The 21672-nt window shown below is 68.7% G+C and carries 16 protein-coding genes and 2 pseudogenes; 14 read left to right on the forward strand and 4 right to left on the reverse strand.

Annotated elements, in window-relative coordinates; genetic code table 11:
• Window positions 1-2: 2 nt before the first annotated feature.
• Window positions 3-209 (reverse strand): annotated as a pseudogene (locus I004_RS36325) (site-specific integrase); the annotation flags it as partial.
• A gap of 179 nt (window positions 210-388) precedes the next feature.
• On the opposite strand from I004_RS36325, the gene I004_RS0127080 reads away from it, so the two are divergent.
• The 3 genes from I004_RS0127080 to I004_RS36330 all read left to right on the forward strand — a co-directional run bounded on the left by I004_RS0127080 (window position 389) and on the right by I004_RS36330 (window position 3607).
• A complete protein-coding gene (locus tag I004_RS0127080; RefSeq protein ID WP_078511851.1) occupies window positions 389-2311 on the forward strand; it encodes a helix-turn-helix domain-containing protein in 1923 nt (640 codons plus the stop codon).
• 163 nt (window positions 2312-2474) lie between these two features.
• The gene (locus I004_RS0127085) at window positions 2475-3002 is read left to right on the forward strand and encodes a hypothetical protein (protein ID WP_028438068.1); all 528 of its coding nucleotides are present in this window, start codon (window positions 2475-2477) and stop codon (window positions 3000-3002) included.
• A gap of 62 nt (window positions 3003-3064) precedes the next feature.
• Window positions 3065-3607 (forward strand): hypothetical protein, encoded by a 543-nt coding sequence (locus tag I004_RS36330; protein WP_158677115.1) that lies wholly within the window; start codon window positions 3065-3067, stop codon window positions 3605-3607.
• 433 nt (window positions 3608-4040) lie between these two features.
• On the opposite strand, the gene I004_RS0127095 is transcribed toward I004_RS36330, so the two are convergent.
• Window positions 4041-4295 (reverse strand): hypothetical protein, encoded by a 255-nt coding sequence (locus I004_RS0127095; RefSeq protein WP_158677116.1) that lies wholly within the window; start codon window positions 4293-4295, stop codon window positions 4041-4043.
• A gap of 657 nt (window positions 4296-4952) precedes the next feature.
• A complete protein-coding gene (locus I004_RS0127100) occupies window positions 4953-5291 on the reverse strand; it encodes a MerR family transcriptional regulator (RefSeq protein ID WP_028438070.1) in 339 nt (112 codons plus the stop codon).
• A 1328-nt stretch (window positions 5292-6619) separates the two neighbouring features.
• On the opposite strand from I004_RS0127100, the gene I004_RS0127105 reads away from it, so the two are divergent.
• The 10 genes and pseudogenes from I004_RS0127105 to I004_RS0127150 all read left to right on the forward strand — a co-directional run bounded on the left by I004_RS0127105 (window position 6620) and on the right by I004_RS0127150 (window position 19176).
• Window positions 6620-6823, forward strand: a complete 204-nt coding sequence (locus I004_RS0127105) for a cold-shock protein (RefSeq protein ID WP_028438071.1) — start codon at window positions 6620-6622, stop codon at window positions 6821-6823.
• A gap of 292 nt (window positions 6824-7115) precedes the next feature.
• The gene (locus I004_RS0127110; protein WP_028438072.1) at window positions 7116-8636 is read left to right on the forward strand and encodes a DEAD/DEAH box helicase; all 1521 of its coding nucleotides are present in this window, start codon (window positions 7116-7118) and stop codon (window positions 8634-8636) included.
• A 46-nt stretch (window positions 8637-8682) separates the two neighbouring features.
• A pseudogene (locus I004_RS36335) lies at window positions 8683-9076 on the forward strand (CBS domain-containing protein); the annotation flags it as partial.
• Between the two features lie 59 nt (window positions 9077-9135).
• A complete protein-coding gene (locus I004_RS0127120; RefSeq protein ID WP_028438073.1) occupies window positions 9136-9447 on the forward strand; it encodes an SCO5918 family protein in 312 nt (103 codons plus the stop codon).
• A gap of 980 nt (window positions 9448-10427) precedes the next feature.
• The gene (locus I004_RS0127125) at window positions 10428-11690 is read left to right on the forward strand and encodes an AMP-binding protein (protein ID WP_028438074.1); all 1263 of its coding nucleotides are present in this window, start codon (window positions 10428-10430) and stop codon (window positions 11688-11690) included.
• The gene (locus I004_RS36340; protein ID WP_078511852.1) at window positions 11687-13162 is read left to right on the forward strand and encodes an MFS transporter; all 1476 of its coding nucleotides are present in this window, start codon (window positions 11687-11689) and stop codon (window positions 13160-13162) included. Before I004_RS0127125 ends, I004_RS36340 begins: the two co-directional genes overlap by 4 nt.
• On the forward strand, window positions 13159-14310 hold the full coding sequence (locus I004_RS0127135) for a GNAT family N-acetyltransferase (RefSeq protein WP_028438075.1): 1152 nt from the start codon (window positions 13159-13161) through the stop codon (window positions 14308-14310). The genes I004_RS36340 and I004_RS0127135 overlap by 4 nt, the downstream gene beginning before the upstream one ends.
• Window positions 14307-15473 (forward strand): LuxE/PaaK family acyltransferase, encoded by a 1167-nt coding sequence (locus I004_RS0127140; protein WP_028438076.1) that lies wholly within the window; start codon window positions 14307-14309, stop codon window positions 15471-15473. Before I004_RS0127135 ends, I004_RS0127140 begins: the two co-directional genes overlap by 4 nt.
• Window positions 15470-18019 carry an acyl-CoA reductase gene (locus tag I004_RS0127145; RefSeq protein ID WP_028438077.1) on the forward strand — a complete coding sequence of 850 codons (2550 nt, stop codon included), beginning with the start codon at window positions 15470-15472 and terminating at the stop codon, window positions 18017-18019. The genes I004_RS0127140 and I004_RS0127145 overlap by 4 nt, the downstream gene beginning before the upstream one ends.
• A gap of 425 nt (window positions 18020-18444) precedes the next feature.
• Window positions 18445-19176, forward strand: a complete 732-nt coding sequence (locus tag I004_RS0127150; RefSeq protein ID WP_028438078.1) for an SDR family oxidoreductase — start codon at window positions 18445-18447, stop codon at window positions 19174-19176.
• Window positions 19177-19467: 291 nt separating this feature from the next.
• Here the strand turns inward: I004_RS0127150 and I004_RS0127155 are convergent, their stop codons facing one another.
• On the reverse strand, window positions 19468-20271 hold the full coding sequence (locus I004_RS0127155; protein ID WP_028438079.1) for a hypothetical protein: 804 nt from the start codon (window positions 20269-20271) through the stop codon (window positions 19468-19470).
• 698 nt (window positions 20272-20969) lie between these two features.
• Here I004_RS0127155 and I004_RS36345 point away from each other — a divergent pair.
• Window positions 20970-21608 (forward strand): ANTAR domain-containing protein, encoded by a 639-nt coding sequence (locus tag I004_RS36345; RefSeq protein ID WP_158677117.1) that lies wholly within the window; start codon window positions 20970-20972, stop codon window positions 21606-21608.
• Window positions 21609-21672: the final 64 nt, after the last annotated feature.

Genomic DNA, 21672 nt, shown 5'->3' on the forward strand with positions numbered 1-21672 from the left:
TCTCAGGCCGCGACTGGCGCGGCTCCGTTATCGCCCTCGCCGTCCTTGGCCGCGACGAACGTGGCGTCGATGGCGTTGCGAGCGCGATCCTGACTGTTTGGCATCAGGTGCGTATGCGCCCGCAGCGTGAACCCAAGGTCGGAGTGGCCGAGGCACTCCGCAAGGGCGTTGATGTTCTCACCCGCGTCCAGCAGCACGGAGGCGTAGAAGGGGACCGATGCACGGGGCGGTGACAGATGTCACCAGACCCTGCATCAGTCCCCCGTGTCCTCGTGGAGCACCGAAAGCCTCGGATCCTCGACGGCGCTGTCGATGGCAGGTGAGGCGGGGCACGCCTCACCTGACCTGCAGTCTCTGATGCTGGTTCAAGTGGCGCGGATGGGGGACGATGTCGCTTCGCCCCCTGCAGGAAGTGATACGGATGCTGAGCCTGGCCGATCTTCTGTACTCCCCGGCGGTCAGGCTCTGTTACTACCCGGGGATCCATACATTGCGGCGGGAGTCCGCCGTGGTCGAGCGCGTGGTGATCACGGATACGGACTGGCGGCTGAGTGAGGCGACGCCGGGCACGGCGACGCTGGCCGTCATACCTGCCGAGGGCGCAGACATCGACGCCGCCGCCATCCCGCAGGCCATAGCCCGCCTGGTGCAGCAGGGAGTCACGGCCGTAGCCCTCACAGCGGCTGACGGTGTGACATTCCCGGACGGCATCGAGCGGGAGGCCGCCCGCCGCGGGGTCCCGGTTCTTGTCCCTGTGCGGCCGGGGTCGGCCACCGCGGAGCGTATCCGCGGTGACCTGGTGGACCTCCAGGTGGTCGTGCAGGAGGCGCACAGGGAGCAGATCGCGTACGGGGCGCGGCTGGCGACGGAGCTGGAGCATCGCGACCCGGAGAATGCCCCGGCCCGTCTGACCCGGTGGCTGGCAGGCGAACTGGCCCGCGTGGAGGCCACGGCACGACGGGTACCGCCGAGCGAGTGGCCTCCCGACATCATCACCGGCAACGAGGTCGCCGAGGAGGCGTACAGACAGGTGCGTGACGGGAAGCGGCCCACCGCTCACATACCGGGGAAACCGCATGTGCTGCTCCATCGCACGAGCGCGACGCGGCCCTTCGAGGTGCTGGTGGCCGCCGGTCCGCGGGAATGGACTCCGCACCTGGTCGATCTGGCGCAGCAGACCGCCCGGCACATCCTCTACTCCCAGGGCGTCGCGCTGCGGCAGCAACTCAGGAAGACGGAACTGGCCGTCCGGGTTGGGATTGTTCAGCAGCTGCTGACGGGGGATGTCGGCCATGCCCGTCGCGCCGCTGCGGGGCTGCCCTCCGGTCAACTCACAGGCCAGGACGCGCGCATGGCCGTACTGCAGTGTGCGACGGCGGAAGACCGTGAGCCGGCCATGTTGGCTGCCGAGGACGCGACCGGGGGGCGTGCTCTGGTGTCGGAATGCCCGGCGGTGAAGCGGGACGTTCTGATCGTGCTGCCGAAACGGATCGCCCGGGACGATGCCGCAGTCCGGTCCATGCTCTCCCCTCTGACAGAGGGCACCGGGGCGGCCGTGGGTGTCTCCAACACGATGCCTTACTGGAGTCTCGCTTTCCTCTACACCACGGCACGGGGGGCTCTGGCCGCGGCCCGGGGCGCCGAGGACCGCATCGTGGTCGCTGCCGGCGGCACCACCTTGAGCGGTGAGCTTCCGCAGCATCTCTACGCAGCGTGGGCCGCCGCGGTGCGAGCCCCCCTGGCACGGCGTTTCCCGGATGGTCAGCGGGACATGGTCCACGCCACCGTCGTCGCCGTAGCGGAGGGCACCACCATCGCCGCCCGGCTGCTGAACCTGGGACACACCACCGTCCGTACCTACATGGAGACCGTCATCGGTGCAATGGGCCTGGACCACCGTCAGGAGACGCACCGGGCCGTGGCCCAACTCGCGCTGACCGCACCGTCCGTACCGGCCGTCGGCGACGCCTCGACCACTCCCGTACAGCCGCTGGCGAGTCTGCTGGGGCATGACGGTCCCCGCAGGTGGGCCGAGGCGGTGCTCTCTCCCCGGACCGACCCGGACTCGATCGAACTGCTGGCGACGTGGCTGCGGAACAACGCGGAGACGATCGCGACAGCCCGCGCCTGCGGGCTCGGCCGGAACACCGTGAGGCGGAGGTTGGAGGCACTCGCGCACAAGTTGGCCCTTCCGCTGACCGACCCGGGCGGTAGTGGGCTGCACGAGGTGCTGTGGGCGCTGGTGATCCGTGGTGACCTGGACGTCGGGCTCCTGCCCGAACCCACCGCAGAAGACCCAGCTCCGCACTGATCCTCAAATCGCCTCCCTGACCAGCCGATTCATCGAAAGCGGACCGGCTGGTCTCTCCTGCGGCGCCAATGCACCACCTGATCGGTGCCTATGCACCACGGGTTTCGGCCACCCGCCTTCTACCTTCCTCTTGAACCACCGGTGACGGCAGCGAGGAGGGGTGATGAACACACCGGAGCGCATCGCGGTGCTGGCGAGCGACCAGGCCGTGCCGAGCCTGCACACCTGGCTGACCGAAGGCGGCTACGAACCGCACTCCTGGACCACAGGCACCCTGCCTGTGCACCGACTCACCACCCTCATCAGTTACCTCCCCACCCTTGACTCGACAACCGCCGCGGTCCTGCCCGCACTTCCGCTCCTCTCTCCGCCCGCCACCTGGGTACAGCTCGGCCCCTTGCCGCTGGCACACGCGGCCGGCTTAGCGGAACGCACAGCCGCCGCCGGGGCGCGGTACATCCACGTCCCGTACGTCCAGCACCCGGGCACTCTCACCCCTGACCGTCCGCTGTGCGTGGCATTCACCTGGGCCGACGACCCTCTCGCCGATCTGATCTGCGCTCTGACCTCACCGCTCCGACTCTGGGCAGGACCGCTCAAAGACCGGTCGGCACCCGGCCCGGACGATGTGGACGCCCTCACAAATTTCATGACGACCACAAACGACTCCCACCCGCGGGAGGACTCATGACCCCCACCACAGATGTCCGCCCGGACAGACCGGGCGGGATACCCAGAAGGGCACTCCTTACCATGACAACGAATCTGATGCGGCGGGCTGCGGTGTGCGCAGCCGGCACCGCCGTACTGCTCGGTGGCGTGGCCGTACCCTCGGTCTCGGCCGCCGGTACTTCCGCGCCGGCGGAGGCGAAGGCGGGCAGCTGGCACTGCAACAGTTCCAGCCGCAGCCTCGACAATCCCGGCTACTCCGGACCGTGGGCGGACAACGTCGCGTTCAAGGTCAAGGTCTGCTCCAAGCGGTCCGGCGGCACGGTCTACGGCAAGTCGCGAGTCAGCTGGTCGACGCCCAGCAGTTACTCGAGCAGCCCCTTCGACGGCGCCCGCCTGCGGACCTACGTAAAGAAGAGCAAGTCCGGGTCGGACCCTGTGCGCTGCTACAAGACCTCGCGGTCCCTCCGGGGCAAGTTCGGGAAGTCGACCGGAAGCTACACCGCCGAAGGAGTCGGCTGCCGGGTCAGCAAGTACGGCCGCGGCGACGCAGCGCTCCGGCTCAACTGGAACAACGACGGCAAGGGCACGCGAACCTACAAGTTCTCGGCCGCACCTCGCGTTTGACGAGCTGACCGGGCACGATCCGAGAGGCACCGAAACCAACAGGGGGGTATTCGGCGTCGTCGAGCGATCTAACCCCGGCAGCGCGATGGCGGTGGCCGGAGACAAGTGAACTCCGGCCACCGCACTACTCCAACGTACGGGAATCCCCTCCGCGCGACGAAGCACCTCGAGAATCACGGCATCAAGCCCGGGAGAGGCTGAGCTGGGTGGACGGCATCCATGTTCTGGATGCGACCGTGCGCTCGTCAGCGACAGTGACCGGCGTGTGCGACGCACACTGGCCGGAGCAGCGGCTTACCTTGCGCCGGACCCTCCCGAATCAGCCACGGCGATCCCGGAAGCCCTCGCTCAGGACCCATGCCGCAGCGTCTGATTGGGCAGCGTGGATCCGCGGACAGGCGAGGACCGGGCGCTTGCCGCACGAGGTCAGAAGCTAGCCCATGCCCTGTTGCGGCGGTATCCAGTCGAGTTTGTGCCGGATGTGTGACGACATCTTGGCGTCCAGTTGCACGTGCAGTTGGATATGCCCGCAGGCCGCGCACACGTAGGCGTCGAACACCGGCTGCTTCGCCCCCAACTTGCCCGCTCCGGGCTGGCGGAGCCCGGCCTGCGACACGTACTCACCCCGGTACACCTCGCCGCTGCCGCACACGCCACAGCGTCCGTAGCGCATATCCGCAGTAGTCATGAGGACGAGCCTAGATGTATCGACCTGATGCGTCGTTGACACGGCTGATCGGTGGCTTGCCTTCGAGTGGGTGTGGCGGGCAATGAACGGCTGTCGGGCAGCGGGATGCCGTGAATGTCGGCGTCAAGGCGGGCGATGACCGTGTACTTCCCGACAGTTGACAGCGCGGGCGGAAGTGCGCCGCCCGCGCTGTTCACCGGCCCAGCCAACGTCTCGGTTCTGTGCCGGCCAGAGCTCTTTCGCAGCTGTTCTTCGACATCTGAACCGGGGGCCGGTCGAACCGGTCTTCGCGGTACGGGAACTGATGACCCGCGGAAGCGCCCTGCGAGCGCCTCCGCGGGTCATCGTCTTTTCCGCCCTCATGTGCACGGAAGTGCACCGGGTGTCGGATGTGCTGCCGAGTAGTCAGGTGCCGCCGTCAAGGGGAGCTGCAATCCCCACACGAAGCCGAGGGCTGGCAAAGCAAACCAAGTTCGGGGCTTCGGTGTTGATGCCGGTCGCTGCTGGCCTGCCAGCAGGCTGGCGGGTGAGGGCATCCAGGCGGGCATCCAGACCTACGTGGCTTGCAGCGAGGCTCAAGGTGCCCGGAACGCTTTGCGTCCCGCGCAGCATGGGTGGGCGGCAGTCGCGGGGAGAGAGTTGCACGTCTCAGTCGTCTCAGGCCGCGGTTGTCGGGTCCGCTGATTCGGCGGCGCGGTGGTGTTCAGCGTTGATGCGCTGGGCTTCTTCGAGTTGGTCTTCGAGGATGATGATGCGGCAGGCAGCCTCGATGGGAGTCCCCTGGTCGACAAGCTCCCGGGCCCGGGCGGCGATGCGCAACTGGTAGCGGGAGTAGCGGCGGTGGCCGCCCTCCGATCGGAGCGGGGTGATGAGGCGGGCTTCTCCGATGGCTCGGAGGAAGCCCTGGGTGGTGCCGAGCATTTCGGCGGCCCGGCCCATCGTGTAGGCGGGGTAATCGTCGTCGTCGAGACGGCTGAACGAGTCGTCTGCTGTCATTGCACCTCTCTGTGGACGCATTGAGGGGTCCTGGCGCCATACGGCACCAGGACCCCGAAGGAACTGCTACACCATCTGCCGACCTTGATGCTGCGTCGGCTTCCTGTTTCCGCAGACCCGACCGAGATGCTGTCGAGGGTGCGGGGATCGCGGTTGCTTGACCGGAGACCACCTCACTATCGATGTCCTGCGGTACCCGGGCTCAAAACTCCGCCCGGGCGATCCTGATGGCGCTTAGGTCCTCCGTTCTTCCCTCGGTGATCAACTACTTACCAAGCGGGATACTGCGTACTGCTGGTGATGCGAACTGCTAGCGGCCTGTGATAGCGCCGCCCTTCGGCAGCCAGCCCCGTCGCCCGTCCTGCGTCTGCTCTGGCTTAGAACCCCACTGCCGAACTTCCCAGTGCGCGCGCCCGCAGCCGACGCCTTCACTGAGGTGCTGCTCACTGAACTTCACTGCTGGGTACTGCGGTCCTGCTCACGGCAGCCCCTGATACTGCGGCCACCCGGTCCGGTCGTCAGTCCGTCGCCGTCCTGCAACAACTCTGGCTTCGGAACTCCACCACCGCACCATCCTGCGAACTTCGGGTACTGCTGGCCGGCAGTTCGTCTCTGCCAGGCCCTGCTGTCTCTCTGGGCTACGGGAGAAACCCTAACCACATCAGCACTCCATGTCTACTCCGGCCAACATAGATTTTTGCGAGTTCGACGGTGAGGTAATCGACCTCGAACGGTGAGCGGACAGGTGCGAGGGTCGTCACCAGTCGGGTCAACAGGCTCTGCCGGGGCACAAGCCCTGACAGACGGGACCGGGCATTCACGAACAGGGCGACCGTGAATGGACATGATGAGCATCAACGCCGCAACCGCCCCGCCCGCGCCACCGCGGTCATCACCCGGACGCCCGGCGACAAGACACGTAAGCGCCTCCTCGCCCGGTGGCGCCAAGGCAGCGGTATCGGCAGGGCTCACCGGATCCGGTGCTCTGCCGATCCTCCTCGCCGGACGTCGATGGCTCCAAGAACTTTGGCGTTCCGGGTGGATCAATATCTACGACCGCGAGGTGAGGGTTTAATCCGTCGGGCGGGGAGTGTTTTTGCCGCAACGAAGAGAGCGGACTTAACTGACGTCCGCAGGCTGCGATCGCGTGCTACTGTCGATGTCAGTTGCAGTCTTGGTTCCCAAAACTTCCGATGCTCCCGGTGGTGTTTTTCTTCCACTGGAAGCGTTTTTGTATTTCCGGGTACTTCCCGGTCGGGGCATCATCGCGGCGACCCGGTACCCGTGCATTGCGGGTCCCGGCGTACTGCCCCAAAGGGAGATATGGCATGACATCTGGCACCGTGAAGTGGTTCAACGCCGCCAAAGGGTTCGGCTTCATCGAGCAGGACGGTGGCGGTCCTGACGTGTTCGCCCACTTCTCGAACATCGCAGTCCAGGGCTTCCGTGAGCTGATCGAAGGCCAGAAGGTCACCTTCGACATCGCGCAGAGCCAGAAGGGCCCGACCGCCGAGAACATCGTTCCCGCCTGACGTTGACACGCACTTTGTAGCTGGCGTCTCCCGGGGCGAGTCCAGTTGCGGGAATTTTCCGCAGTGGTTTCGCCTGGGGGCAACCGCAGCCTGCGGACCGCTCTTCCATCTGCACACGTCGACGTCCTGGATTTCACGTCCACATGACGTCACTCATTTCATCACCTGGACCCGCACCGAATTCGCTGCAGGGCCAGATTCTCATTCCATTCGGCCCGTTCTTGTGATCCCCTGCGCTGCTCTTCCGCTGCGGGAATTCCTTGATACGTGCCGTATCAAGGAAAGGTTCTGAATGAACTCCACACGTACGAACGACCGCTCCTCCCGCAGGCGCACCGGCGGTCCCGCTTTCGGCTCCGGCGGCGCCGGTACGGGGCGGGGCGGCCGCTTCGGGTTGCCCGCCCCGAGCCGTTCCGCGGGCCCGCGCCGCTCAGGTGGCCACGGCCGGCGGTCCGCCGCCGTGCAGGGCGAGTTCGCCCTGCCGAAGACGATCACTCCCGCGCTGCCCGCCGTGGAGGCATTCGCCGACCTCGACATGACCGAGCGGCTGCTGGCCGCGCTGACCGCGCAAGGCGTGAGCGTGCCATTCCCGATCCAGGGCGCGACTCTGCCCAACACCCTCGCCGGCCGCGACGTCCTCGGACGCGGGCGCACCGGCTCCGGCAAGACCCTCGCCTTCGGACTGGCCCTGCTGGCCCGCACCGCCGGCCAGCGCGCCGAGCCCCGTCAGCCGCTGGCTCTGATCCTCGTACCGACACGTGAGCTGGCGCAGCAGGTGACCGACGCTTTGACCCCCTACGCCCGCTCGGTGAAGCTGCGCCTTGCCACCGTCGTCGGCGGAATGTCGATCGGCAGGCAGTCAAGTGCGCTGCGCGGTGGCGCCGAGGTCGTCGTCGCGACGCCGGGCCGCCTCAAGGACCTCATCGACCGCGGCGACTGCCGGCTGAACCAGGTCGCGATCACCGTTCTGGACGAGGCGGACCAGATGGCCGACATGGGCTTCATGCCCCAGGTCACCGCACTCCTGGATCAGGTCCGCCCTGAGGGCCAGCGGATGCTGTTCTCCGCGACCCTCGACCGCAACGTCGATCTCCTGGTCCGCCGATACCTCACCGACCCGGTCGTGCACTCCGTCGACCCGTCCGCAGGTGCGGTCACCACGATGGAGCATCACGTGCTGCACGTCCACGGGGCCGACAAGCACTCGACGACGACGCAGATCGCGGCGCGCGAAGGCAGAGTGATCATGTTCCTCGACACCAAGCATGCCGTCGACCGGCTGACGAAGAACCTGTTGAACAGCGGGGTGCGGGCGGCCGCGCTGCACGGCGGGAAGTCGCAGCCGCAGCGCACCCGGACCCTGGCCCAATTCAAGACCGGGCACGTCACCGTGCTCGTGGCGACCAACGTCGCTGCGCGCGGCATCCACGTCGACAGCCTCGACCTCGTCGTCAACGTCGACCCGCCGACCGACCACAAGGACTACCTCCACCGCGGCGGACGCACCGCGCGGGCGGGCGAGTCCGGCAGTGTCGTCACCCTGGTCACCCCCAACCAGCGCCGCACCATGACCCGCCTCATGGCTGCCGCCGGCATCGTGCCCCAGACCACCCAGGTCCGCTCCGGTGAGGAGGCACTCAGCCGGATCACCGGCGCCCGGACCCCCTCCGGCATCCCCGTGACGATCACCGCGCCGGTCACCGAAGGTGAGCAGAGGCGTAAGCGCAGCGCATCCTCACGCGGCCGACGCAGCCCCGCTTCGGCTGCCCGGCGCGTGAAGGTGCGGCGCTCCTCCTTTGGTGCGGCGGCCTAGAGCCTTCGTGATCAGGAAGCTGACCAACCTCTGCAGAAGGCACGCTCTGACGTTGGTTCAGATGCAGTCCCGAGCGGCGAGTGCCACCCCCGTGCACAGGACGCAGGCTGACGCACTGGAAGCGACCGGACCGCAGGTCTGTGACGACATGACCATCGAGGTCGCCCCGGCCGCCATGGACAGTGCCCGCACCGGGCACCTGCTCGTCAGCGACAACGACGGCCTGCGCACGGGACCGGCCACCCAGGCCCAGCTCGTCGCGGTTCGCGACAGCTCCGAGCACACGGACCGTGTCCAGCTGCGCAACATCCTCGGCGACCGCGGGCCGTCCACCACACCCGTAACCACAATGTCCGAAGCCCAGCACGCGATGCACTACCGCCAACTCGACGCCTGTCATTGATGAACAAGTCAGCGCCCCGGGCGTCCCCGCCGTGTCCGCTGAACACTTCACCGCAGCAGAACCGTCCCCCTTCGCTCTTCTCCTTGTGAGGCACCCATGCGCTGCATCATCGCCCGCTTCCCCTTCGACCTCACCAAGACCGGCGTCCTGGAATCGATGAAAGGCGTCAGGCCCGAGCAGGTCGTCGGCGAATCCGTGACCATCGGCCGCCGCACCTACCCCGTCAAGCAGGTCGGCCAGGTCATCACACGCCAGGACCGCCGCGATTTCAGCGCCGGCGAAGTCCTCCGGGCCATGACCCGGCTCGGCTTCACCTGCCGCGGCCTTCCCCAGGCCGCCGCGCCCACGCGCGGCCTCACCCCCTTCCAAGAGGCTTCCGCGATGCTTGGAGCCCCTGAGACCGTCTGACCGACGGGCAGCGCGCGCCGCCACCAAAGCAGCAGTGAAAGTCCGAGCGGTGACACCGTCGCCACTTCGCTTACCACTCCCGACGCTCAGGCGGGCACGCTGCACGGGGTTGCCCAGGCACTGCCGGCCCTGGTCACGGGAACCGGGCCCAGCAGGGAGGCGAAGCCCTCGCCAACGCACTGACCTCACTGCTGAGTTGATCAACCCAGATCAATTCCGGCGAGTGGGGTCAGCGCTGAGTCTGGATGCCGGGTTGGTGCACAGGACATTCGAGAGGTCAGCCGGATGCTGGCGACGCAGGGTCGACGTGAGATGCCCGCGCTGTGCACCCGAGGTGCACCTGATGCGCGCCGACTCACAGAACGTCCTGCTTCTGTGCAGGTCAGGTCTCCTTCGCAGCTGTACTTCGACATCCAGAAGCAGAGCGGGGCCGGTTGATCCGGTCTCCGACGGCGCGTCACCTCGGTGGCCCGCGGAGGACGCCCCAAGGGGTCCTCCGCGGGCCACCGTTCGTTTCCAGCGTCGTGTGCGCCCGGTCGACCACGCCTCGGACGTCTGCCCTGAGGTCGGGGCCCCGAGGATGCGCGGGCGCCGTCGCGTCCTCGGGCGGGGACCGCTTCGGCAGCGCCGGTGAAGCGCCGCCGGGCAATACCCATCACCGTCATGACAATTCTCCTGCCATGAGATGTAACTCACCGTCGCAGTGCGGAGCTGGGTGTAATCGGCGTGTCGGGGGAGTGTTACTGTCGATCGTCGGCGCAAGCCCCAGGCAGTAAGTAGCAAGCCAGAGTTGACCGAGGCAGAAGCGAGGCTTCTGCTCAGGGTCTTCCAGAAGAATTCCGGCTCCCCGTGAGATTTCCGGGACGGGCCGTAGAACGCTGTACTGCACGAACTGCAGCTGAACCACCCCACACCCCGACGGTGTCCGCTCTTCCGGGGCGCCGTTCTCCTACGCATGCCGTGAAGCAGGAAACGAAACCATGCCCGTTCAGTCACTCGCGGAACTCGTACGCTTCGTCCGCCGCAATTCGTCCTTCTACGCAGCTCTTTATTCCGGTCTGCCCGACCGTGTGACGGAGCTGAGTGAACTGCCAGTCATACCCCAGACCGAGTTCTGGCAGGCCAACACCCCTCGCGGAAACACACTGCTGACCGGCCCGTTGGACGAGGCAGTGGTTTTCAAGAGTGGAGGGACCACCGGGGCGCCGAAGTTCTCCTTCTACACCCGGGAGGAATGGCACGAATTCACCACGGCTTTCGGCGCCGGGCTGGTCGAGGCCGGGCTGCGGCCCGGTCAGCGGGTCGCCGACCTCTTCTACACGGGCGATCTCTACGCCAGCTTCACCTTCATCCTGGACGCACTGCACCGGGCTCCGGTCGCCAACGTCCGCCTTCCGATCGGCGGCGCCGCGCCCCTGGCCTCGACCGTCGGCACACTCGAGCAGTTCGACGTCGAGGTGATCGCCGGAACCCCGACGACCTTCTGCTCCCTCGCCGAGTACTTGCAGGCCGACGGTCGCCAACTGCCTTGCGTGACCACCCTGTTCTTCGGCGGCGAGAGCATCTTCAGCGACCAGCAGCGCCTGCTGGCGACGGCCTTCCCCAACGCCCGTGTGGCCTCCGTCGGTTACGCCGCGGTGGATGCCGGACTCGTGGGCGCCGCTGTGCCGGGCGACGACCCGCGGCTGCACCGCGCCTTCACCCCGCACACCGTGGTGGAGATCCTCGACGAGCACACCGGGGAACCCCTCACCCGCCCCGGCGTTCCCGGCCGCGTCGTCGTGACTGACCTGCGCCGGCGCCTGATGCCGGTCCTGCGCTACCCCGTCGGTGACCGCGCTGAGTGGACCGACCCCGCAGCCGGACACTTCCGCATTCTCGGGCGCGCCGAAGAGGGGCTCCGCGTCGGCCCGGTGGCGCTGCACACCCAGGACGTGCACGACCTGGTGCATTCGGTCGACCCCGCGGGCCACATCACCGGTCTGCAGCTGGTGGTGCGCCGCTGGGAGGACCGCGACGGGCTGGTGCTGCGCCTCGGCTCCGACCTCCGGGACGAGGGCCGGCCCGAACTCACCGCGGCCGTGGACAAGGCGTTCCGGGCGGCCCGCCCGATGTACGAAGCGGCGGTCGCGGCCCGGCACATCCACCCGATGGCCGTGGAGTGGGTACGGCATGCCGACCTGGCCGTCAACTCCCGCTCCGGGAAGCTGATGCGCGCCATCGATGAAAGACCGCACGCATGAGTGCGGCGAAGGCGCGTCGCGGACGACTGCCCGTCGTCCTGCGCAACCCGGCCTTCGGTGCGGTGTGGATCGCCCAGGTCCTCACTCAGGCCTCGGCGCGGATGTTCCAGGTCGGCATCGTCTGGTGGCTCGTGCGGTACTCCGCCGAGTCCGAACCGGGCCTCGCCTCCGGCGCGTTCCTTGCCGTGAGCACGCTCCCCGCGGTCGCCCTGGCCCCGGTGGTCGCCGCCGTCATCGCCCGCAACCCGTACCGGTCCGTCATGGCCGCGTCGGCCGCCGCGGCCGGACTGGTCGCCGCGTGCACTGCGGCGTGGGCGTTCACGACTCCGTTGCCGACGGGCATCGCCTACGGCGCGGCCCTGCTTCTGGCGGGCTGCCAGGCCCTGTTCGACCCCTGCCTGACCACGTCCGTGCCCGAACTCGTCGACGACGCCGACATCGAGGCGGCGACCGGCTTCGAGCTGTCCACGCAATCCCTCGCGGGGCTGGCCGGCGGCCTCCTCGGCCCGCTCGTGGCCGACGCCTGGGGGCTGCCGGGCATCGTCGCCGGATGCGCCGGCGCCTACCTGCTGGCCGCCGGGCTGATCGGCGTCACACGCTTCCCCGGCACGGCGCCCCGACGGACGGGAGCCGAGGGGACGCCGGACGGCGCAAGCGCGGCACTCTCCGCCGAGGAGGCGGCGCCGGGCAGCGGGCACGCTCCCGCCCCGCGCCGTACGCTGCGGCAGATCCTCGCCGGACTGCCGTTCATCCGGCGGGTGCTGCTCAGTTTCGCCGCGGCGAACGTCTTCACTACGGCCGTCTTCGTCGTCATGCCGCTCTACACCGCCTCCGTGCTGCGGGCCGACGGTTCGACCGTGGCGCTGCTGGAGGCGTCGCTCGGCATCGGCACCCTCGCCGGGTCGTTCACCGGCGCCCGGCTGCCGGGACGCCCGACCACGGTCGGCGCCGTCTGCCTCGGACTCATGGCGGCCTCGTTCGCCCTTCCGGGCATGCTCGCGGACCGGACCGCCTACGCGGTGGCCATGGTCGTCGCGGGATGGTGCGTGGGCGCCGTCGGCGTACGGTTCGTGGCCCTCTTCCAGCGGCTCGTACCGCCCGCCGACAAGCCGGGGTTCTTCGCCGTCATGCAGTCGCTGCTCGGAGCCACCTTCCCGCTCGCTTCCCTGCTCTTCGGCGTCCTGGGCGACCAGATCTCGCCGCAGACCCTCTGCCTGGTCCAGGCAACGGGGCTGGTGCCGGTGGCGCTCGTCCTGTGGTGGACGGGCGCCCGGGGGAAGGCCGCCGACGAACTGACGGTCCCGCCCGGCTCCGGGTCGACGGCGGCAGCCGCCGGGCAGTGCCCTGGTGCTCCGGGCCCCGGCGACTCCGCTTCCGCCCATGACAAGGAGCACGTTCTGCCGGACGCGACGGCTGCCACCGCCACCGCCACCGCGGCTGCCGCGGCCACCGCTGAAGGAGGAGCACGATGACCGTCACGATCACCCCCGCCGTCCTCCAGGACGTCGCGGAACTGCGGCAGTTGTACTTCGAGGTCTACGGCCACGGATACCCGGTGCCGCTCGGCAGCGACCCCGCCGAGATGCGACGGCTCATCGCCGACCCGCACACCCACTGGCTCGTCGCACGCAAGCCCGGCACCGGGGAACTGGCCGGCTCCGTGGTCGTGCAGACCGACCCCGGGAGCCGGATCGGCAAACTCGTCGGACTCGTCGTCCACCCCGTCCACCGCGAGGGCGGACTGGCCGGACGGCTGACCGGCGCCGTCTGCACCGGCGCCCTGGCCACCGGTTCCCTCGACTCGATCTACACGACGGTGCGGGTGGTGACCGAAGGCCCCCAGCACATTGTGGTGCGCAACGGGTTCCGCCCGCTGGGGCTGATGCCCAACGCCGTCGAAGTGGCGGGCTGCGAAAGCCTCGCGCTCTTCGCCCGCTACGCCGACGACGTACTTGACCGCCGCGAGCAGGTGCCGTACGTGCCCGCCCCGCTGGCTCCGCTCCTCACCGCCGCGGAGGAGACCTCGGGCATCGGCTACGTGAACGTCCGTCCTGTCGAGGCACCGGACGCGGGCCCGCTCACCGGACCGGCAGCCCCCTCCACCACGGCCATGGAGATCGTCACCGCCCGCTCCTTCGTCAACCGGCGCTTCCTCGAACAGTTCCCCGACCCGGCGGGACGCTTCTTCCCGCTGCACTCCCCGAACGCGATCCTCACCCCGGAGAACGGTGAGTTCGAGGCGTACGCGGACCTGGACCCGATCACCGGAAGCTGCTCACTCCTCGCGGTGCACCCCTGCCCCGCCGCCATGGCGCATGCCCTGGAACCACTGATGACCGCGGTCACCCGTACCGGCGTGGACTACGTCGAGACGCTGCTACCGCTCTCCGACACCGCGGGGCTCAGCGCCTTCCTGGCCGCGGGATTCGTTCCCAGCGCGCTCTATCCGGCCATGCGCCGCCTCGGCGACCGCTTCCACGACTACGTCGTGCTCTCCCGGACCAACCGCCAGATCGACTTCCGTGCCACCGCCGTGAGTTCGCTGGTGCAGCCGTACCTGAGCGCGTACTTGCGGGCCTGGACCGCGACCTACCTTCCACTTCACGAGGTTGTCTCATGAACCGCCACCTGCTTCCCGTCGAGGTCCCCGATCCGGCGTCGCTGCGGCACGTCCAGCAACTGTGCGACCTCGCGGCACCCTATGAGCAGGGCACTGCGACCGACGGACTCTTCGCCGCCGCGATGGCAGAGAGCAACGCATGGCATGCCGAACGCTCCCCGTTCTTCCGGTCGTTGCTGACCGAGGAGCCCGGGACGCCGTCCCTGAGCGTGGGTCCGGACGTCCGCGCCCCGCTCGTGCACGCCAACTTCTTCAAGCGCCACGAACTGCTCTCCATACCCCGGGACGAGGTCTTCCTCCACCTCACCTCATCCGGCACCACCGGTCAGAAGTCGCAGATGTTCTTCGACGAGTGGACCATCCGCTCCGCCCAGCGCATGGTGGCCCGCGTCTTCGACCACTACGGGTGGATCACCCCGGACCAACCCGTCAACTACCTGCTCTACAGCTACGAGCCCGCACCCCGACTGAAGCTCGGCACATCTTTCACCGACAACTACCTGTGCGACTTCGCACCCGCCCGGGACACCACTCACGCCCTGCGCCACACGGGCACGGGACACGAGTTCGACGTGCGCGGCTGCATCGAGGCGCTCCAGCGGTACGCCGACGAGGGACTGCCGGTACGGATCTTCGGTTTCCCGGCCTTCCTCCACTTCACCCTCGAGCGGATGCGTTCGCTGGGGGTCCCTCCGGTGCAGCTGCCGCCCGGCTCGCTCGTCGTGCTCGGCGGCGGCTGGAAGGGCCACGCCGACCGGCAGATCGGCAAGGACGCCTTCTACGCGGAGGTCACCGAGTACCTGGGCATCCCCTCCGAGCGCATCCGCGACACCTTCGGGTCCGTGGAGCACTGCGTGCCCTACGTCGAGTGCGAACGGCACCGGCTGCACGTCCCGGTGTGGTCCCGTGCCGCCGTGCGCGACACCGCCACCCTCGAGCCGCTTCCCCACGGTGAGCGCGGCTACCTCCACCTCGTCTCCCCGTACATCACCTCGGTCCCGGCGCAGAGCGTGCTCATGGGCGACCTCGCCTCGCTGCACCCCGGCGAGGAATGCGGCTGCGCCCAGCCGACCCCCTGGTTCACCGTCCACGGCAGGGCCGGAGTGAGCCGCAACCGCAGCTGTGCGGTGGCCGCCGCCGAACTTCTGAAGGGAATGTCATGACCAGCGCGCCGAACACCGGAGCGACCAGCGGACTCCACCTGTGGCAGGGCACGTTCATCGACGACGCGAAGGTCACCGAGCTCCTCGCCGACCTGCCCGCCCTCACCGAGCGCACGATGGCGGAGCAGCTGCCCACCGACGTCGTGCTGTGCGCCTGCGACCGGCTCTCCGAGGCACTGCTCACCCCCGGTGACCCGGTTCATGCCCGGCTGACGGACTGTCTCACCGAGAGCGGCACGGAACCGGAGCAGGCAGCTTCCCTGCTCGCCGAGTTGGCCGAGGCCCTCAGCCGCCCGGCGCTGGAGCGCAAGCTCCGCCGCGAACTCGGCGGACTCCACCCGGAGAGGCTGACCCGGCCCGACGCCCGGGAGACCGTCTACGAGGCGTGGGCGCCGCTCGGCCTCGTCGTGCACATCGCACCGGGCAACGCGGCGGGCGTGGCTCCGCTGAGCGTCGTCGAGGGACTACTGACCGGCAACCTCAATGTGCTGAAGACGAGCAGCTCCGACACACCAATCGCTCCGCTTCTGCTCGCCGAACTCGCCGCCGCCGACGAGACCGGCATCCTCGCCCGCCGGGTCATCGCCCTGAGCTTCCCCTCCGGCCGCCGTGCATGGCTGGAGCCCCTGTGTGCCGCCGCCGACGCGGTCGCCGTCTGGGGCGGCGAGGAGGCCGTGGCCGGCATCGCCGCGCTCACGCCGCCCGGCTGCCGACTGGTCGAGTGGGGCCACAAGATCTCCTTCGCGTACCTGACCCGGGACGCCTGGAGCGACCCCTCCGTCCAGTCCGCGCTCGCCACGGACGTCTGCCGCCTCGACCAGAAGGCCTGTTCCAGCCCTCAGGTCGTCTACCTCGACACCGACGACCGGGAGGAGGTCTTCGCCTTCGCGGACAGTTTCGCGGCCCGACTGGCCGAAGCCTCCGACAAGTTGCCTCGCATCCCACTCGACGTCGCCGAGCACGCCGAGGTCACGAGCACCGAACTCGTCGCCCGGCTCGAACAGCACCTCGGCCTGACCCGGGTCGTCGCCGCCGCCGACGGCTCCTGGCGCGTCCTCGCCGACACCCGTCGCGCGATGACCGCCTCGCCGCTCCACCGCAGCGTCTGGGTCAAGCCGCTGCCACGCCACGACATGGCCGCCACCCTGCGACCCATGCGGCGCTACCTCCAGACCGCCGCGATCGCCGGCAGCCGCGTAGACGTGGCGGAGCTCGCCCGCTCCGTTGTCAGCGCAGGTGTCACGCGCGTGACCCCGGTGGGCGCCATGCTCGACGCTTACGACGGCGAACCCCACGACGGTGTCTACGCGTTGCAGCGATACAGCAGACGGGTCGCCGTACAGGCCGACGAGCGTTTCACCGCCACCTCCTGCCTGGACGACCTCGTGGCTCCGGCCGTACAGCCGGCCCCGCCCACCGGCCCGCTGCTCGACAAGGCAGGCGTCCAGGAGCAGTTGCGGAGCCTGGCCCCCGAACACGCCCACCTGTACTTCCGCAGCGGCGGCAGCACAGGCGCGCCCGCCCTCTCGGTCTTCACCAACACCGACTACGACACCCAGATGCGCGCCGCTGCCAACGGCCTCCTCGACTCCGGGTTCGATCCGGCCCGCGACCGTGCCGCCAACCTCTTCTACAGCGGCGGTCTGTACGGCAGCTTCATCAGCTTCTTCTCCATACTGGAGCGGCTGAACGCCACGCAGATCCCGCTGTCCGCGGGCACCGACCTCGCCGCGGTCGCGGAAGCCCTGGTGAGCTACCGGGTCGACACCCTCTTCGGCATGCCCTCCTACCTCTGGCAGCTCTTCCACGCCCAGGGGGACACACTGCGCGCCTACGGCGGAGTCCGGAAGGTGTACTACGGGGGCGAGCACTTCACCGCCGAGCAACGCCGCGTCCTCACCGACGACTTCGGTGTCGAGGTGATCCGGTCGGCGGCGTACGGGAGCACCGATCTCGGGCCGCTGGCGTACCAGTGCGAGCACGCCGAAGGCTCCGTCCATCACGTACTGACCGACCTGCACACCTTGGAGATCCTCGACCTGGAGGAGGACCGGCCGGTACGAGCCGGTGAACCGGGGCGACTGGTCTTCACCAGCCGGGCCCGCTCCGGGCAGCGGCTCGAGCGCTACCAGATCGGCGACATCGGCCGGGCGCTGAGCGGTGTGTGCCCCTGCGGCAGCCGCGCCCCGCGGATCGAACTCCTCGGCCGTCACGGCGACGTGGCACGCATCGGCACGAACTCCTATCACTACCGGCGCTTCGTCGACGCCGCCGAGAGGCACCTCGGCTACCGCGGAGAACTCCAGATCGTCCTCACCTCGGAGGCCGCGCGGGAACGGCTCACCGTCCGGCTCGACGAGCGCTACGCCCCGTCGGCCGACTCGGCCCGGGCCGCCTTCCTGGCGGAGGTTCCGGCCCTGCGCTCCGCGGTCGAGGAGGAGGACCTCCTCACGTGCTCCGTCGAGATCACCGACGGCGCCGCGTTCGAACGGACCGCGGGCAGCGGCAAGTTGCGCACGTTCGTGGACCGTCGCACGACGGGATGACGTGCGGTACGGAAGCCGGATGCCCATGCTGTCCACCCGATGTGCACCGACCCACTGATCGTTCTGCTTCTGTGCAGGTCAGGGTTTCCTTCGCTGCTGTACTTCGACGTCTGGAGACCGTGCAGGTCAGAGTGATGTCTTGCTGACCTGTGCCGTACGTACGTGGGCCGTGGGCCGTGTATTCCACTCTGGGAAGGCACGGCCCACGGCATGTTTCGGTCTGCGGTTGTCAGGAGACGTCGAGGGCTGTCCCCTCGTCCGAGCCGAACGCGGCGTCGAATCGATGAAATCCGGGTTCGCTCACGGTCCGACTTCGTAGGTGGGAAGGCGTCGCCTGCGACAGGAGCAACGACCTGGACCTGCGTCACGGCCTTGTCGCCTTCAGAAGCGATCACAGCCGCGCCCACAACTGCCCAAGGGACCTCATGCTGCTGGAGAACAAGACCGCCATCGTCTACGGCGGCGCGGGAGCGATCGGCTCCGCGGTCGCCCGCGTCTTTGCCCGCGAAGGCGCCACACTCCATCTGGTCGGACGCACCCAGGCACCTCTGGAGGAACTTGCCGGCACGATCGCCCGAGCCGGGGGGCGCGCCGAGGTCGCCCCGCTCGACGCGACTGACCGAGCAGCAGTCGAGCGGCACGCCGACGCCGTCGCCCAGCACTCCGCGGGCATCGACATCGCCTTCAACGCCACTTCCAACGACGATCTGCACGGTGCCCCGCTGGTCGACATGGCGGACGAAGACGTGCTACGCCCCGTCACCAAGGCGGTCACTACCCACCTGAACCTTGCCACCGCCGTAGCCCGCCACATGATTCCCCGCCGCACCGGGGTGATCCTGGCAATGGGCGGTGGCCGAGAAGCCATCCCCCACCTCGGCGGCTCCCACATCGCCTGGTCCGCCCTTGCCGGCCTGTGCCGCCAGCTCGCCGGCGAACTCGGCCCGCACGGGATCCGAGCCGCCTGGCTGCTCTCCCCGGGCTCGCCCGATTCATCCAACCCGCCCGAGGACGACCCGGAGGCGACCGCGACCCTGCTCCGACGCCGGCCCCGCCTCGAAGACGTCGCCCATGCCGCCGCTTTCCTCGCCTCCGACCGCGCCGCGACCATGACCGCCACCGAGCTCAACATCACCGGCGGCGCCGTCGTCGACTGAACGTGCGCCACTCACGGTCGATCAGCGAGCCCTCGCTCTCTACGGGCGACTCGGCCTGCACCAAGTCCGCGCTGCACGTGAGAACAACGTCAAGATCTGGATGTCCACCAGGGCGCCTCTGTAAGGGCCGGGGAGGCCCGTCGGCTCCTCTGCTCGGGCAGCCACCTTGAGGGCGAACCTCGAAGTTCGAGGGCCCACTTGGCGGTTCGTCCACTCGGAGCCGTGAGCGCCGGCCTCCACTCGGAGCCAAGGGTCCCGCCACGCGACGGGGCCCTCCCCGAGCGAACGGTCTCAGGAGGCTCGGGCCAGCAGACCGTCGCTGACGAGCTTCGTACGGATCGTTCCGGCGTCGCTCCCGCGGTCGAGGCTCCCGCTGAACGGTACGGGCGTCCAGGCGTACTCACCGGGGAACTGGTGGGCGGACAGCTCGTCGAAGCGCCGTGCCCCGTCCTCGCCCACGTTGAAGACGTTGTACGGGAGGGTGAAGCTCTCCGAGCAGTGGTCGTTGCCCGCCGCACCCGCTTCGCAGGAGTCGAGGGAGGCGTAGTTGCCGTGCTTGTTCTCGGCCGAGTAGATCCTTGCGACCTGGGGCGAGCCGCCGGCGGCCCGGCCCCAGTCGCAGTCGTTGCCCAGCAGGCGTTCGTCGGTGTGCTCGAAGGCGGTGCCCTCGTGTGCGGTCGTCTTCAGCGCAAAGGCCGCGTAGCCGGTCGCGCAGCCGGCCTGGGGCGTGAGCGTCAGGGCGAACGGTTCGACGTCGCCGGAGTGCCCGCCGCCGAACCAGTCCCCGCAGTCCTGGCGGTAGAGGACCGTGTACAAGATCGCGATCTTCCCGGGGTCGCCGGGGTGGGGTCTGACCCGGGCGAGTGCGGTGCCGGGGTTGCTGCTCGTCGCCGGATCGGCGCAGCCGGAGTCCTCGCCGCTGTCGAACCAGACCCACGGCATGAAGTGGGTGGCGAGGGTGTCCTCGAGCGTGTCGTCGAGTCCGTCGCCGTCACCGTCGGCGACCTGGGCATGAGCGTGACCGGACAGGCCGGTCACCATGGCCGACAGGATGAGCAAGGGCGCTGTCAGTGCGCGCAGCAGATGACGTTTCACGTCTCTCCCTGGTAGGCAGTGTTGGGGGAATTGCCTTCGGTGCCGTGGTGACGGCTCAGGCGCGCAGCCGGCACGATGCCGCCGGACGGCGGCCATCGAACATGAAACTGGACCGATAATCCCCTGCATAGGCGGAACCCGAACCCGGTCGGCCACAACCGTTGCCCCAACGTAGGGGGAACCACGAGGACTTGGGGGCTACGAGCGTCGGTCACTCCGGGGTGCCGTTGCGCGCATCCATGCACTCACTCCGGGTGACGTGAACGAAGCACGACCGCTCGACCGGCGACCTCAACGGCGCGCGGCTTGCCGGCCCGACGGGCCCAGCCCGAACGCCGTCACGGAAAACGGGTGTCATGGGGTGAGCTGGCCGGTGGCTGCGACGTGCAGGGGCCCAGGTCAGCGTTGATCTTCGGCAGCGATAACGCCAGATGCCCTGGGGCCAAGCGGGTCACGCTCGGAGCGTACCGAGGCACTAGGATGGCTTGTACTGGCTCGTCCTGCCGTCGCGCGACGGGGCAAGATCACTGGCGCACAGAACAAGCAAGGCTGCACGAAATGACAGCGTGCATCGCGGGAGCCGTTGCCGGCAAGCGGCCCCTCAAGGTTCCGGTCCGCGTTGGCCCGGGATGACGAGGCTCAACCAGAAAGCCGGCGAGAGACGGGCGATAGTGGCCAGTGAGCGCATGGCGGACGTCTTGGCACGCATCACCTCGCACGGTGACCTGACCGGGGCGCTCGCTGACCAGGTAGCAACCGTGGCGGGCGTGAGCGGTCTTGGCGCGGTCGTCACCACCACGGCGGGAACCGCCGAGAGTGTCTGGTCCAACGGGGCGACCAACGCCGCCTTGGGGAATCTCCAGTTGACGCTGGGAGAGGGCCCGTCCATCGACGCCGCACGTCACGACGTTCTCGTGCTCGAGCCGGATCTGGTCGATATGCCGATACCCCGCTGGCCGGCCTTCGCCAGCGCAGCCGGTGAGCTCGGGGTGCGCGCGGTGTTCGCATTTCCGCTGCGAATCGGGGCGATCGGTCTCGGTGTACTGGAGCTGCACCGAGATTCGCCCGGCTCGATGAGCACAACGCAGATCGGTGACGTGCTCGTCCTGGCCGACGCGCTGACCTCACTGCTGCTACGGCTTGGGTTTGACGGCGAGTTCGTCGTCCTGCGTACCTCGGTGCACCAGGCCACCGGGATGATCGCTGCACAACTGGGCGTCGGCCTGGACGAGGCACTGCTCCGCTTGCGGGGCCACGCCTTCGGCAGCAACCGTCCCATTGACGAAGTCGCCGCGGACGTCGTGGCGAACCGGCTGGACTTCAACGACCACCTATGACGAACCTGCCCCACACCGGACAATGGACGAGAACGGCTACCCTTACCGCCCGGTGGCGGAGCCG

It is taken from the genome of Streptomyces sp. TAA486, from assembly GCF_000426165.1.